Origin of the sequence: Geomonas agri (assembly GCF_020179605.1) — a bacterium.
GTDB lineage: Bacteria > Desulfobacterota > Desulfuromonadia > Geobacterales > Geobacteraceae > Geomonas > Geomonas agri.
Map to the genome: position 1 here is coordinate 1530179 of NZ_JAINZO010000002.1, position 14117 is coordinate 1544295.

11 protein-coding genes are annotated in these 14117 nt (G+C 63.0%); 5 read left to right on the forward strand and 6 right to left on the reverse strand.

Annotated features, from left to right (window positions below; translation table 11 throughout):
- Positions 1 to 2: 2 nt before the first annotated feature.
- The 5 genes from gspG to K7R21_RS18075 form a co-directional block, all read right to left on the reverse strand.
- A complete protein-coding gene (gene gspG / locus K7R21_RS18055; RefSeq protein WP_224984678.1) occupies positions 3 to 446 on the reverse strand; it encodes a type II secretion system major pseudopilin GspG in 444 nt (147 codons plus the stop codon).
- Between the two features lie 38 nt (positions 447 to 484).
- Positions 485 to 1687 carry a type II secretion system inner membrane protein GspF gene (gene gspF / locus K7R21_RS18060; protein ID WP_224984679.1) on the reverse strand — a complete coding sequence of 401 codons (1203 nt, stop codon included), beginning with the start codon at positions 1685 to 1687 and terminating at the stop codon, positions 485 to 487.
- Positions 1668 to 3230, reverse strand: a complete 1563-nt coding sequence (gene gspE, locus K7R21_RS18065) for a type II secretion system ATPase GspE (RefSeq protein ID WP_224984680.1) — start codon at positions 3228 to 3230, stop codon at positions 1668 to 1670. The genes gspF and gspE overlap by 20 nt, the downstream gene beginning before the upstream one ends.
- A 16-nt stretch (positions 3231 to 3246) precedes the next feature.
- Positions 3247 to 5154: a type II secretion system secretin GspD gene (gene gspD / locus K7R21_RS18070; RefSeq protein WP_224984921.1), complete on the reverse strand. Its 1908-nt coding sequence runs from the start codon at positions 5152 to 5154 to the stop codon at positions 3247 to 3249.
- A gap of 68 nt (positions 5155 to 5222) precedes the next feature.
- Positions 5223 to 6116: a type II secretion system protein N gene (locus tag K7R21_RS18075; protein WP_224984681.1), complete on the reverse strand. Its 894-nt coding sequence runs from the start codon at positions 6114 to 6116 to the stop codon at positions 5223 to 5225.
- Positions 6117 to 6608: 492 nt separating this feature from the next.
- On the opposite strand from K7R21_RS18075, the gene mqnB reads away from it, so the two are divergent.
- The 4 genes from mqnB to K7R21_RS18095 all read left to right on the forward strand — a co-directional run bounded on the left by mqnB (position 6609) and on the right by K7R21_RS18095 (position 11247).
- Positions 6609 to 7352 carry a futalosine hydrolase gene (gene mqnB / locus K7R21_RS18080; protein WP_224984682.1) on the forward strand — a complete coding sequence of 248 codons (744 nt, stop codon included), beginning with the start codon at positions 6609 to 6611 and terminating at the stop codon, positions 7350 to 7352.
- 185 nt (positions 7353 to 7537) lie between these two features.
- Positions 7538 to 8407, forward strand: a complete 870-nt coding sequence (locus tag K7R21_RS18085; RefSeq protein ID WP_404813667.1) for a 1,4-dihydroxy-6-naphthoate synthase — start codon at positions 7538 to 7540, stop codon at positions 8405 to 8407.
- Positions 8408 to 8480: 73 nt separating this feature from the next.
- Entirely contained in the window at positions 8481 to 10679 is a 2199-nt protein-coding gene (locus K7R21_RS18090) for a PAS domain S-box protein (RefSeq protein WP_224984684.1), read from the forward strand.
- Positions 10680 to 10785: 106 nt separating this feature from the next.
- On the forward strand, positions 10786 to 11247 hold the full coding sequence (locus K7R21_RS18095; protein ID WP_224984685.1) for a septal ring lytic transglycosylase RlpA family protein: 462 nt from the start codon (positions 10786 to 10788) through the stop codon (positions 11245 to 11247).
- A gap of 180 nt (positions 11248 to 11427) precedes the next feature.
- Here K7R21_RS18095 and K7R21_RS18100 read toward each other — a convergent pair whose 3' ends face one another.
- Positions 11428 to 13350, reverse strand: coding sequence for a tetratricopeptide repeat protein (locus K7R21_RS18100; RefSeq protein WP_224984686.1), 1923 nt, complete (start codon positions 13348 to 13350; stop codon positions 11428 to 11430).
- Positions 13351 to 13670: 320 nt separating this feature from the next.
- Between K7R21_RS18100 and K7R21_RS18105 the strand changes: the two genes are divergently transcribed.
- Positions 13671 to 14111 (forward strand): Hsp20/alpha crystallin family protein, encoded by a 441-nt coding sequence (locus K7R21_RS18105; RefSeq protein ID WP_224984687.1) that lies wholly within the window; start codon positions 13671 to 13673, stop codon positions 14109 to 14111.
- Positions 14112 to 14117: the final 6 nt, after the last annotated feature.

The window sequence follows — 14117 nt, forward strand, 5'->3', positions numbered from 1 at the left end:
CCCTACTTCATGTTCCAGCTTTCGATGTCGGCGTTCTTCCCTTCGCCGCCGCGCGCACCGTCCGCACCGTAGGAGGAGAGGTCGTAGTCGCCGTGTTCGCCGGGGGAGAGGTAGACGTAGTCGTTGCCCCAGGGATCCTTGGGTACGTTCTTGTTCTCCAGGTACCCTTCGGCCTTGTAGTTGTTGGGGATCTTGCCGGTGGTCGGCTTGGTGACCAGTGCCTGCAGCCCCTGCTCGGTAGTGGGGAAGCCGCCGGTATCCAGCTTGTAGAGCTTGAGTGCGGTCTCGATGTTGCGGATCTGGACCTTGGCGTCGGCGACCTTGGCGTCGTCGCTGCGGCCGATGATCTTCGGCCCGACCAGGACGGCCAGAAGGCTCAGGATGACGATAACCACCATCAGTTCGATCAGGGTGAAGCCGCGGCTGTCTTTCAATGTCTTCAGCATGGGAGACCTCGCAAAAAAATGAAATGGGATCATTACAGTTACTTGACCAGCTGGTTCAGTTGCATGATGGGGAGCAGGACGGCGATGACCATGAAGCCGATGGTAAGTCCCATGCCGAGGATCAGCATCGGCTCGAGCAGCGCCATTGAGCGGGTCACCTGCGCGTTGAACTCCTTCTGGAAGGCGTCGCCCGCCTTGATGAGCATGGCGTCGAGCTCGCCGCTTTTTTCGCCGACCGCCGTCATGTGGGTCAGCAGCGGCGGGAAGAGCGGGCTTGTCTTCAGCGAGGCGGAGAGGCTCCCCCCCTGGATCAGCGACTCGCGCGCCTCGGCCAGGAACGATTTGTACTCGCGGTTGACCACTGCCTCGCCGGTGATCTCCATGGCCTTGATGATGGGGACACCGCTTTGCAGCAACAGCCCGAGCACCTTGGCGAAACGCGACAGTACCAGGCGTCGCCAGAGCTGGCCGGCCATGGGGAGGCCCAGGATGAATCGGTCACGCTTGGACAGGAACGCCTCGTTCACCTTGGCACGCTTCCAGGCCGCGGCGGCGCCCAGGCCCAGCGCGCCCATGATCCACCAACCCTTTCTCACCGCGGTGCTCGCCTTGATCAGGAGCACCGTAACCAGCGGGAGCGTCGCCTTGTTGCTCTCGAAAACGGCGGAGATCTTGGGGACGACGAAGCCAAGGAGCACCATCATGACCCCGATGCCCACCACCACCATGATGGCGGGGTAGATGAGGGCGGTGATGACCCGGCTTCTCACCTCGGCCTGGTCCTCCTGGAACTCGGCCAGCCGCTCCAGCACCACCTCGAGCGCGCCGCTTGCCTCGCCGGCGGCGACCATGCCGATGTAGCTTTCCGAAAAGACCTGGGGTTCGGCGGCCAGCGCCTGTGCCAGCCCCTGACCCTCGGCGAGCCGGTCCCGCACCCGTCCGAGCACCCGCTTCAGCTCGCCCGGCGCCTCCTGCTCCCACAGGGTCGCCACCGCCTCGTAGACGGGGACGGCGCTGCCCAACAGGGTGGCCAGCCTCCTGGTGGCCAGTGAAAGGTCGGGGACGCTGACGCCGGACTTGAGCGCCCAGCGCGAGCCGGCTTCCGCTGCAGGGGCGATCTCCTTGGCGAAGAGCCCCTTCTGCTTCAAGTGCAGTCGCGCCTCACTCTCACTGGCGGCGTCCACCGTCCCGGTGACCTCGGTTCCCTTCTGGTTGAATGCGCTATAGCGAAAGGTCGGCATAGTCGTCCTGGGTCACCCTCAGGACCTCCTCGATGGTGGTCAGCCCCTGGGCCGCCTTCATCAGGCCGTCCTCGCGCAGGGTACGCATCCCCTTGGAGATGGCGTATTCCTTGATGGCGCCGGAGGAGGCCTGGCGGATGATCATGGAGCAGAGCTCGGCGTCGATGGGGAGCAGCTCGTAGATGCCCATCCGTCCCATGGTGCCGAGGTTAAAGCACTTGTCGCAGCCGCGGCCGCGATAGAGCACCGGCGGTAGTTCGACCCCCGGATAGCTGCGGTCGGGGGTGTAGGACTCCTTGCAGTGCGGGCAGATGACGCGCACCAGGCGCTGCGCCAGTACCGCGGAGAGCGACGAGGCGACCATGAACGGCTCGATCCCCATGTCGATCAGGCGCGTGACGGCGGTGGCGGCGTCGTTGGTGTGCAGGGTGGAGAGCACCAGGTGACCGGTGAGCGAGGCCTGCATGGCGATTTCGGCGGTCTCGGCATCGCGGATCTCGCCGATCATGACGATGTCCGGGTCCTGCCTGAGGATGGAGCGCAGGCCGTTGGCGAAGGTCAGGTCGATCTTCGGGTTGACCTGGATCTGGCCCACTCCCTTCAGCTGGTACTCGATCGGGTCCTCGACGGTGATGATGTTCTTCTCCGGGGAGTTGATCTGGGACAGCGCCGCGTAGAGCGTGGTGGTCTTGCCAGAGCCGGTGGGGCCGGTGACCAGGATGATGCCGCTGGTGCGGGACAGCAGCCGCTCCATGAGCAGGTCGTTCTTGTCGGAAAGTCCGATCTCCTTTAGGGAAAGGACTCCGCGCTGCTTGTCCAGGAGCCTCAAGACGACGCGCTCGCCGAAGAAGGTCGGGATCAGCGAGACGCGGATGTCCACGTCGCGGCCGGCCACCTTGACCCGGATGCGGCCGTCCTGCGGCAGCCTCTTCTCTGCGATGTTCAGGCCGGACATGATCTTGACGCGTGAGGTGAGCGCCTCCTGGATCACCTTCGGGGGGGAGAGCATCTTGTAGAGCAGGCCGTCGATCCTGAAGCGGACCTCGAGTTCGCGCTCGAACGGCTCGATGTGAATATCGCTGGCGCGCTCCTTGACCGCCTGGAACAGGATCGAGTTCAGAAGCCGGATCACCGGCGCCTCGTCGGTCAGCTCCATCAGGTCGCGCGGCTCGTTGAACGAGGTGGCCAGGGTGGATAGTTCCTCTCCCTCGAGTTCCTCGACCACCTCCTGCGCCGAACCGGAGAGGCGGGAGTAGAGGCGGTTCACCGCGTCAATCAGCACCCGCTGGGGCACCACCACGGTGGAGACCGGGAGATGGAACAGGCCCGCCATCTCGTCCACCGCCAGGAGGTTGGTCGGGTCGGCGCTGGCGGCGATCACCGTGCCACCTTCTTCGCGCAGCGGCAGCAGCAGGTTGTTGCGGGCAAAGTTGAGCGGCACCCGGTTCACCAGGGACCCGTCCACCTTGGAATCGTCGATCTCGGCCTGGAACGGGAGGCCGAGGCGTTCCGCTATGCTTTCTATGTCAAGCGTTTCTGCCATGGGAGTATGTCCGCCGTTACTGGTTGCGAATTTCGGGCTTGTCCGCGGTGACCGACTTGGGCTTTTCCTCGAGAGCTCGCTCCAGGTTGAAGGGAGCGTCGTTCTTGACGGCCTCGGAGAAGTTGTTTCTCTGGGTTGTCGAAACCTCGGCCAGGTCACGCGCGTCCTTGATGATGCGCGGGGTGAGCATGATCAGCAGGTTGGTTTTGTCCCTTTTGGTACTCTTGGTCTTGAAAAGCCAGCCGAGGCCAGGTATGTCGCCCAGCAGCGGGATCTTGCTTTCGGTCACCTGGTCGGTGTCCTGGATCAGGCCGCCGATGAGCACGGTGTCGGTGTTCTTCACCACCACGGAAGTCTTCGCGGAGCGCTTGGTGCTCCCCAGGCTCGGGTTGGTCGCGGTGCCGAAGTCCTTCACCGCGGAGATCTCTTGGTAGATGTCCAGCTTTACGTACTCCCCCTCGCTGATCTGGGGCTTGATCTTCAGGATGATACCGGTGTCCTTCCTCTCGATCGACTGCTGCGAGAGTCCAGTCGAGGTAAGGTTGGTCCCGGAGACGAAGGGGACGTTTTCGCCCACGAAGATCTCGGCTTCCTTGTTGTCGCTGGTCATGATGTTGGGCGTGGAGAGGACGTTTAGGGCGCCGTTGGACTGCAGGGCCTGCAGCACAACTGGAAAGTTTGCCGAACTGGCCAATAGAGTGCTGGCGCCGGTGGTCGAGCCGGTCAGCGTGCTAAAGGTCGAGGCCAGGCTGGTGACAGAGCCGAAGGGGTCAAAAAGACCGACGGTGGACACCGTTCCGTTCGAACCCGCCCCCAAAAATCCCCACTGCACGCCCAGTTGCTTGGCCTTGTTCACCGATACCTCAGCGATCATCGCCTGTACGAATACTTGGCGGCTTCTGCGGTCGAGCTTCTGGATCACCTGCAGCAGGTTCTGGTAATCAGTCGGGGAGGCCATGATGACCAGCGAGTTGGTGGCCTTGTCCGGGGTGATGGTGATCTTGCCCCCCTCGAAGACTGCCTGCTGCGGGGCCGCTGCGGTGCCCGGTGCCGCGGGAGCCGCGGTCGAAGTTCCTTTAACCAGTCCTTCCAATACCTTGGCTACCTCGGTCGCCTCGGCGTTCTCCAGGTAGTAGACGTTGACCTTGCTGCTGGTGGTGGGGGGGACGACATCGACCAGCGCGATCAACTTCTTGATGTCGGCCTTGTCCTTTTCGGAACCGAAGATGATCAGGGCGTTCAGCCTGGCGTCGGCGACCACGGGGACCGCGGCGGTGGAGGCACCGGGTGCGGTGCCTGCCTTGCCGCTTTGCTTGCCGGAGAGCCAGTCCTTGATCAGGCTAGCCACGCTGTCGGCGGCGGCGTTTTTCAAAAAGACCAGCTCGGCCCCCTCGCGCACCTGGTCGGTGTCGATATGTTTGAGGAGGCCCAGAATCTTCTGTATGTTGTAGGCGGAGTCCACTACGAGGATCAGGTTGGCCGCACCGAAGGCGGAGATCTGCCCGTCTTTGGAAATCAGCGGCTGCAGGAAGGTGACCGCGTCCTGGGGGGCAACGTGCTCGAGCTGGATCACCCGTGCCTGGTAGCTGTCGTTGACGGCCCCCTTCTCGCCGTCGCTCAAGACCTTCATCCCGGCCTGCCTGGCGGCCGCGGTCGGGACGATCTTCATCACCTTCCCCGCGGGGATAACGGTAAAGCCCTTGAGCTCAAGCACCGAGGTGAAGACGTTGTAGGCCTCCTCGTTGGAGAGCTTGGCTGGGGAGAACACCGAAATCTTCCCCTTGACCCGGTCGTCCATGATGAAGTTCTTGCCGGTCAGGTCGCTGATGAATTTCACCATGGTGGCGATGTCCACATCGGTGAAGTTGAGCACCACCCCTTTGGCGAAGACCAAGGTCGGTGCGGCGACCAGGAACATGAGCATGGCTGTGATGCGGGCGATTCTGATTTTCAAGGAAAACCCTCCGAGAGGCAGATTAAGATCGAACTGCTTCACCTTATGTCATACGTGAACGTCGTGGGTTGGCCGTCGCGGATCAGGTCGAGCTTGATCCGGCTCTGCCCTTTGAGCGAGGCAAAGGACTGGATCGCCTTCTCCGGCGAGTCGATCGGAAAGTCGTTCATCCGCAACAGGACGTCGCCGTTTCTGATGCCGACGGTGCCGAAGATCCCCTGCGGCTTCACCTCCGAGGCACGGAACCCCTCGACCTTACCGTCTTTCACGCTGGGCAAAAGGCGCGCGTCGGTCATGGCCTGACCGATGTTGTCCAGCGCCGAGTTCAAGGCGCGCTGGTCGATGACGTAGTTGCCTGCGCCGGCAGGGGCGGCCAGTCCGCCGCCGGCGACACCGGCGGGCGCTGCAGAGGGAGCCGCCGCTTCGGCCGCGGCTGCCATCGGGGTGAGGATCTTGACCCGCTTGCCACCTACCAGGATTTCGGCCACGTCCTTCTTGACCGACACCAAGGGGCCCGCCGAGAACACCGTGTCCCCCAGCTTGAAGACCCGCTCCTCGTGGCTGGAGTTCTTCAGTACCAGCGCGAAGGTCTCGCGGAAGGAGCCGACCGCGGTCCCCAAAAGGACCAGGTCGCCGACCGCCGCCGGTGGGGGCGCAGCCGCCGCGGGGCCCGCGGCCGCCTGCTGCTGCAGGGGGGTAAGTTTCCCCTGGGTCGCCCTGCCGAACAGGCCCCGCTCCAGGATGGGTGCGAAACTCAACAGGTCCTGGCTCCCGGCCGGCGTCGCCGCGGCCGGCATTGCGACCTGCTTCTGCGCGTTCCTCGGGTACAGGGCGGCGATCTTGACGCTCAGCAAATCCGCTGCGATGAGCGCCGCGACTGCCGTGATGGCGAGGCCAAGGGTAAGGTTCAAGGGGAGAATCCAGCGCGGCATGAAAGACCCTTCTTTGCGAGTATTTGGAACGGAGCGAATATATTAGATGCCTTTGACTTATGCAACAAAAAAGGGGGTCACGGCACCCCCGTTTGGGCATTCCGGCGGCTCCCATTTTCCCCACTCTGGCCATGACCTTGTCAGGTACCACCGTCACGACGGCTCACGAGGGGAGACAGGATAATGAGAGCCTACGGTACCCGTGCCTTAACGAAGCGCCATCATTATCAGCAAAAGCTGTGCCGCCGCTTCTGGCGCGACGATGCGGGGGAGATTGTAACAGATGGTGTTTGATTTGCCGTCTTTTTTTTCCAATGAAGATGTCCGAGCAGCGCAGCCGCACTGCGTGCCGGTACCACGAAGAGGACCCCGGGGGGGACCACTTTTTTGACAGTAGACAGTTATTTGACGCCGGGCGGCGCGACAGTCGTTGAAGTCGTCTTCTCTGCTGTGCTACACTCGCGCACCAAAAAAACGTGCAGGGAGCAGCGCATGAGCCGCATTATCGTCACCGCATCGACCCGGATGGAACTCTCCGAACTGCTGGCCGCGACCTCCGCCACCGCGCTGGCGGGCACCGGGCATGTGCCGCTGCATCGTGCCGCAATGGGGGGGGGCGAGGTGCTGTTCGCCCTGACCGGGATCGGCAAGGTAAACGCTGCCAGCGCCGCCACCCTCCTGTGCGAGCGCTACACCCCCGATCTCATCGTCAATACCGGCTGCGGCGGCGCCTTTGTCGGGGCCGGCCTGGCCGTGGGCGACCTCGCCGTGGCCGACAGCGAGTGCCTGGCCGACGAGGGGGTACGTACCCCCGACGGGTGGCGCGGACTCGACCTGATCGGCATCCCCGTGTACGAGGGGAGAGGGGAGCGGCTCTTCAACCGGATCCCTCTGGACCAGGAATGCGCCCGCCGCGCTCTCGACTGCGCGACCGCCGCCGGTTTCGCCACGATCATGGGGCCCTTCCTCACCGTTTCCACCTGTTCCGGTACCGCCAGACAAGGGGAGGAACTGTTGCGGCGCTTCCCCGGAGTCTGCGAGAACATGGAGGGGGCCGCCGTGGCGCAGGTGGCGCTGATGTACGGCGTTCCCTGCCTCGAGGTGCGTGGCATCAGCAACATGGTCGAGGACCGGGACCTGTCCCGCTGGGACTTGAAGCGCGCGGTGGGACAGGTGCAACGCTTCCTGGCCCTGTACCTGAAGCATGTGGCGGATAACCGCCTTGTCCCGCGCTGATCGAAGTTGCTGCTGCTCCCTTCCTTGCTACAGCCTAAGGAATCTTTCCGCTAGAACTTCTAATTGTACTATGATCGTTTCGTTAACCTTTTCTTGCACAACAGATGCACTGATTGTATATTGGTGAGTCTTAAATGTGTCGGTAACAGCTGCGCCTGCCGCTGTAACAGGGAGCATAGCAACAGATGAATTCAGCAATGCCAGTAAATCAGGATCAGCAATCGGCGTCGATACTTTCCTTGGGTTTCTCGCCCTGCCCCAACGACACCTTCATCTTTGACGCCTTGATCCACGGGCGCGTTGACTGCGGCTTCCGGTTCCGGGAGCAGTTGGAGGACGTGGAGACCCTGAACCGGATGGCGCTCGAGTCGGTGCTGGACGTCTCCAAGGTTTCCTACCACCTCTTGGGGCACATCCTGAAGGACTACCTGCTCTTGAGAAGCGGTGGAGCCCTGGGGCGCGGTTGCGGTCCGCTGGTGGTGGCACGCGACCAGGTCGATCCCGCCACCCTCGCCGGCAAGCGGATCGCGCTCCCCGGGCGCTACACCACCGCGGCGCTGCTGCTGCGGCTCTTCAACCCGACCCTGGTCGATTTCATCTACCTCCCCTTCCACGAGATCATGGCAGCGGTGGCCGACGGTTCGGTGGCGGCCGGGGTGATCATCCACGAGTCCCGGTTCACCTTCCAGGAGTACGGCCTGCACAAGGTGGTCGACCTTGGCGAGTGGTGGGAGCGGGAAACCGGCCACCCTATTCCGCTCGGGGGAATCGCTGCCAAGCGCTCCCTGGGCAGGAGCGCGCTGTTGCGGCTCGAGCAGGGGATCGCGGACAGCGTCGAGTACGCCTTCGGACATCCCGGCGAGGCCCGCCCCTACATCCGCGCCCACTCCCAGGAGATGAGCGACGAGGTGTGCGACGCCCACATCGGGCTCTACGTGAACGATTTTTCCCGCGGACTGGGGAACGATGGTGAAGCGGCGGTACGCCTGCTGTTGGGGCGGGCGGCCGCGGCGGGGATCATTCCCCCCTGGCAGCAGTCGCTGCTCATTTCCTGAACAGGAAACCTCAAGTTATTTTCTTTTGCGCCGAAAGGTGCAGAAGCTGTCATAGCATCGTGGAGGATTCCAGATGACCAAGCCGTTGAACTGGAAGCGGCACATAGGCGTGGCCCTCGGGGGTATCGCCGCTTTCTGGGTCGGGGACGCCCTGCTGGATGCCACCATCATGGGGCGGGAGCCCTTTCTGCAGCAGATCCATGCCCCCAACGCCTACGAGCTTTGGATGCGGATCTTCTACGCCTCCCTGCTCGGTGCCTTTTTCGCCTCCATGTCCGTCCTGGCCGAGCGGGGGCGCAGGGTGGAGACGGCGCTGCGCCATTCCGACGACCTGTCCCAGATCTTCCTGGAGTCTTCCCATGACGCCATCTGCGTCCTGAGCACCACCGACTACACCGTCGTCAACTGCAACGGCGTCTTTTTGTCCAACTACCAACTGACCGAAAACGACGCCACGGGGTGCAACTTCTCCCAGCTGGTGGCGCGGCAGGGGTTTGCCGACCAGATCATGAGCCTTATTTCCGACTGCGCCTGCAGCGGCACCGCGCTCAACAGCGAGATCTGCTACCTGGCGCAGGACGGCGACACCCGTTACGAGGACATCTCGGTGCACCCCATCGGGGACCTGGAGCAGGGAGTGCGCAGGGTGCTCTTCGTGGCGCGCGACATCACGGTGCGCCGCATGTCGCAGCAGCGGCTGGAAGAGTCCGAGGCAAGGTACCGCGCCATATTCGAAGACACCGGGACCGCCATGGCCATCATCCAGCCCGATGGGACGCTGCAGATGGTGAACCGCGGCTTCGCGGAGGTGACCGGGCTGTCCCGGGAGGAACTGGAGGGGAAGAGGCTTTGGACCGAGTTCATCGGCAGCTGCGACAGCGACGGGATATCTTCCCCGGGGGACGACGCACAGTCCGATTCCCCGCGCCGCAGCTTCGAGGTCCAGCTTTCCGGCAGAGACGGAACCCGGACCATGGCCGGCAACTGGGCGGCTATCGAGGGGACGGACCGGTCGGTGCTCTCCCTGGTGGACATCAGCGCCCATAAGGAAGTCGAGGAGGCGCTCCGGGAGAGCCGGGCGACCCTCGCTGTGGCGCAGCGCATCGCGCGCCTGGGCAACTGGGACTGGGACCTCGGCAGCGACACGCTCACCTGGTCCGACGAGATGTACCGCATCTACGACGTCGATCCCGCCTGCTTCGTGCCTACCCACGAGCTGGTGCTGCAGGCGGTGCATCCCCAGGACCGGGAGCAGGTGATCCGCTCGGTGAACGACGCCATCTACAACCGCAGGGCCTACCAGATGGACTACCGGATCGTGCTCCCCAATGGTTCGACGCGCACCCTCTCGGCGCGGGCCGAGGTGACCTACGACGCCCTGGGCAAGCCGCTGCACATGCTGGGCACCGCTCAGGACATCACCTGGCGCCTCGAGGCCGAGCAGGCGCTCAGGAACTCGGAGGAGAAATTCTCCAAGGCATTCCACGCCTCCCCGGACTCCATCGTCATCACCCGCGCCGAGGACGGCACCTACATCGACGTCAACGAGGCCTTCCAGGAGATCACCGGGTACAGCCGCGACGAGGTGATCGGCAGGACGTCGACAGAACTGACGCTCTGGGCTGACCCGGACGCGCGCATGGTGATGCTCAAGCTTTTGAACGAGCACGGCCACGTGCGCAATCTCGACGTTCGTTTCCGGGTCAAATCCGGCGAGGTCCGTGAACTTTTGTGGTCCGCCGACGTGATCGAGTACCAGGGGGAGGCGTGCCTGATCGCCATTTCCCGCGACGTTACCGACCAGCGCCAGATGGAGCGGGAGCTCTTGGAAAGCGACGCCCGCCTCTACATGAAACACGAGGAGTTGAAGAACGTCTTCCACCAGATGGAGGGGATCCGGCGCGAGTGGGAGGAGATCATGGACTGCATCTCCGATCTGTTCATCCTGGCCGACCAGTTCGGCAAGATCCGGCGCTTCAACCGCGCGGTGGAAACTTTCACCGGCATGGCGCACCGGGACATCGTCGGCAGGGATTGCCTCGCCTTCCTGGCGCAGCACGGCCTTAAGGAGCACCTGGAGTCCCCGGGGGTGGAACTGCTGCACAAGCCTACCGGCAAGTGGTTCGTCGCCAAGCGGCACGCCTTCCCGGCCGAGGTCGATGGCTCGGCGCGCGAAGTGGTGATCATTAACGACACGACCACCATCGGCCGGCGCCAGCGTGGCACGCAGCCCGCCGATGAGGCACCGGCGCAGGCTCAGACGGCAGGGTAGTAAAATGTCGGTAGATTAAAGGGTTATCGGGCGCGAGGTTCATTGGAACTTGACTCGCGGGTTAGAACGTGTTATACGAATGCCTCGCCCAACAAAGGAGGTGCGCATGGCATCATCCGAGCGGAGCCGCAGGCTGGTGCGCATAGTCGCCCTGGCCCTGATGCTCCTCCCGATCCACACGCTTCCCCTGCTGGCTGCAGAACAAGTAGTAAAACCAGTAGCACCGGTAGTAGAAAAGGCAGAATCGCAAGAAAAGTCGGTGGTGAAAAAACTGGTTGGCATAGCCTCCTACTATGCCAAGAAGTTCCACGGAAGAGCGACTACCTCGGGAGAGCGGTACCATCCGGAAAAGATGACCGCTGCCCACCAGAGTCTTCCGCTGGGCACCAAGGTTCTGGTCAGGAACCTCGCCAACGACAAGGAAGTCACGGTTGTCGTCAACGACCGTTGCCGTAAGAAGGGGTTCCCCTTCATCGACCTGTCACGGGCCGCGGCAAGGAAACTGGGGTTCCTCGGGGAAGGCAAGGCCAAGGTGGCCATCATCCCGCTGACCGACGACGAATCCTAGCAACATCAAAATACAATCTGGGCGAACAGAGAAAAAGGCCGGGGGCATTCCCCCGGCCTTTTTTCTTTCCTGGGCTTGGGAGCTAGGGCTATCGGGGAGTAATGTGAAGGAGAGCCGGCAACGAAAAAGGCAGCCCGGTGGGGGCTGCCCTTTTTATGGTTTCGCTGCCGCATCGGGCGGCTAGTCTTCCTTGTGCTTCTTCTTGGAGGAGGCCTTCTTCTTTTTCGAAGACTTCTTGGAGGACTTCTCCTGCTTCTCCTTGGACTTCTTCCCTTTCTTGCCCTTCTTGGACTTGCTCGAGGACCCCTTGTGCTTGCGGAAGCTCCTCGGCTCCGGGTTGAATTCGTCCTTGATATTGCTTAACAGGACCTGGGCCTCTTCCAGTTCCGGGTCGGCCTTGCGGGCCGCCTCGAGGGATTCTTTGGCCTCGGCGATGTGGCCGTCCTTCATCTGCACGCGCCCCATGGCGTTCAGGGCCTTGGCGTGGTCGGGCTTAAGCTTCACCGCCTCCTTGTATTCGTCGGTGGCGGCCGGGTAGTTCTTCTGGAACTCGTACACCAGCCCCAGCTTGTAATGGGCGTTGGCGTCGTTGGGGGAGAGTTCCACCCCTTCCTTCAAGAGCTTGGCCAGGGAGTCGTAGTTCTTGTTCTTGACGTAGATGGCGGTGAGGGCGGTGCGCGCCTCCTGGTCGTCCTTCTTCAGGCGCAGCACTTCCTGGTACTCGTTGGCGGCCTGGTCCATCTCGTTGCGCTTGCGCAGCAGGTTGGCGAGCTCGCGGTGGGCCTCCAGCGACTCCGGGGCCAGCTTGATCGCGCCCTGGTAGGCGCTGATGGCGGAGTCGAGGTCCTTGGTGTTGACGAAGGCGCGGGCCAGCTTAAGCTGGGTCGCGGCGTCCCCGGGGTTGGCCTTGATCAGCGCCTGGTACTGCTCCAGGGCCTGCGGGAAGCTCCCCCGCAGCGTGTAGATCTCGGCCAGGCGTTGACGCGCCTGCTGGTTGTCCGGCGTGCTGGCGAGCACCTGGCGGTATTCCACCACGGCCTCGTCCAGGAGCGCCTTGCGCTCGTAGATGCCGGCCAGGTTCAGGTGCAGCTGCGGGTTTTCGCCCTTGCTCCTGATGGCGTCGCGGTAGTAGGACATCGCCTCGTCTTCGCGCCCCACCGCCAGCAGGCAGTCACCCAGGCGCTGCTGCGCCACGGCGTCGGCCGGCTCTTCGGCAATTCTCAGGCGATACTCGCTGATCGCCATCTCGTAGTCCTTGGCGTTCCTGTACTGGTCGGCGAGCGCCATGTGGTCGCTCTTGGGCGCCTCCTTCACCTTGGGGCCGATGCCAGCCAGCACCCGCTCATAGTCGGCGCTCTTCTGGTCGCCCTTGCGCACGTACCCCTCGGCGAGCAGGCGGTGCACTTCCTTGTTGCCCGGCTCGGCGATGGCGGCCTGTTTCAACTCGGTCACCGCTTTGTCGATTTCTCCGCGAGCCAGGAGTAGCGCTCCCAGTCCCAGGCGGGCCCGGGCGTTGCCGGGCTGGATGGCGAGCGCCTTTCTAAACTCGTCCTCTGCCTTTTGCTTTTGTCCCACGGCGTCGTACGAGGCGGCCAAGTCGGTATGCAGGGAGGCGTCTTCGGGGAAGGCGGCGAGCGCCTCGGTGTAGTGGAAGATGGCGAGCTGGTGCAGATCCTTCTGGGCCAGGATGCGGGCGAGGCCCCCGTGGTAGCGCGGGTCGCCGGCCTTGAGTCCCTGGGAGAGTTCGACCGCTGCCTCTTCGCTGGCCCCTTTCTGCAGGTGCAACAAGCCGAGGTTGCCGCTGGCAGGGTAGAAATCCGGGTCCAGCGCGAGGGTCTCGCGGTACTCCTGGATGGCTGCGTCTGCGTTGCCGCTGCGCTCGAAGGTAAGCGCCTTGAGGTAACGTCCGGGGGCGCCGGTGGGGCAGAGTTCCACGACGCGCTTTTCGGCGTCCTTTCTCTTTTGCTCGCTCGCCTGCGCAGGGAGTTCCAGGATGATCTTCTTAGCTTCCAGGCAGCTGTTGGTCGCCGGGAAGGGCCAACCGAAGCCGGTGCTGAATAGGGTCACCGCAAGAAGCGACGACAGTGCTGCGTATCTTTTCATGTAGGGCCCTTTTATTCGTGAGAACGTGTGGTGGGGGGGCGCACGGTGCAACGCCGGGGACTCGGCCCGGTGTTGCCGGACGCTGCCGGGCCATGGGGCCCGGTGAGGTTGCCGGATTATACACATCGGGACTAATAAATTCAATTCCAAAACGATAATCATTAAGGATCCCGAGCTCTTGAGCTCGCAAACCTGCGCCGGCGGAGGGGCGTCCCAAGGTTAAGGCGGATTACCTTGACTTTCATGATAAAGATGGTTAAATCATCTGCACCGGCCATGGGGCCGGTTTTTAATTAAAAGCTCGGCAACAGAGGGGCGTGATGGCGGTAATTCCCAAGGAACCTTTGGAATGGCTGAACCTGTTTCGCCAGCAGATGGACGAGATCTTCCGTTTTCTCTCCACGCTGGAGGGGCGGGAAGGTTTCACCGACAAAGAGCAGTCCCCGCTGGTAGACATCTACGAAACCGACTGCTCTTTCGTGGTCGAGGTGGAACTCCCCGGCTGCGACCGTAGCGATATCACCCTGAGCCTATGCTGCTCCACCCTGGTGGTGGAGGGGATGGCCCGGGACGAAACGGATCCCGGCGCTACCTATATTTGCCTTGAGCGCGGGACCGGCCGCTTCTGCAGGGCCATCGAGGTCCCTCCCGGCGTCGACCTGGAGGGTGTGCAGGCGCGCTACCGGCGCGGCCTGCTCACGATCGAGTTCCCCTGGTGCAAGGGGGAGACGCCGCACATTCGCGAGATCCCGATTCAGTAAGGAGAG

Coding starts and splice junctions, on each gene's coding strand:
- K7R21_RS18095 (WP_224984685.1), top strand. CDS start 10,786: ATGGCATCATCCGAGCGGAGCCGCAGGCTGGTGCGCATAGTCGCCCTG.
- K7R21_RS18085 (WP_404813667.1), top strand. CDS start 7,538: ATGAATTCAGCAATGCCAGTAAATCAGGATCAGCAATCGGCGTCGATA.
- gspE (WP_224984680.1), bottom strand. CDS start 3,230: ATGGCAGAAACGCTTGACATAGAAAGCATAGCGGAACGCCTCGGCCTC.
- K7R21_RS18100 (WP_224984686.1), bottom strand. CDS start 13,350: ATGAAAAGATACGCAGCACTGTCGTCGCTTCTTGCGGTGACCCTATTC.
- gspF (WP_224984679.1), bottom strand. CDS start 1,687: ATGCCGACCTTTCGCTATAGCGCATTCAACCAGAAGGGAACCGAGGTC.
- K7R21_RS18075 (WP_224984681.1), bottom strand. CDS start 6,116: ATGCCGCGCTGGATTCTCCCCTTGAACCTTACCCTTGGCCTCGCCATC.
- gspD (WP_224984921.1), bottom strand. CDS start 5,154: ATGCTCATGTTCCTGGTCGCCGCACCGACCTTGGTCTTCGCCAAAGGG.
- mqnB (WP_224984682.1), top strand. CDS start 6,609: ATGAGCCGCATTATCGTCACCGCATCGACCCGGATGGAACTCTCCGAA.
- K7R21_RS18105 (WP_224984687.1), top strand. CDS start 13,671: ATGGCGGTAATTCCCAAGGAACCTTTGGAATGGCTGAACCTGTTTCGC.
- gspG (WP_224984678.1), bottom strand. CDS start 446: ATGCTGAAGACATTGAAAGACAGCCGCGGCTTCACCCTGATCGAACTG.
- K7R21_RS18090 (WP_224984684.1), top strand. CDS start 8,481: ATGACCAAGCCGTTGAACTGGAAGCGGCACATAGGCGTGGCCCTCGGG.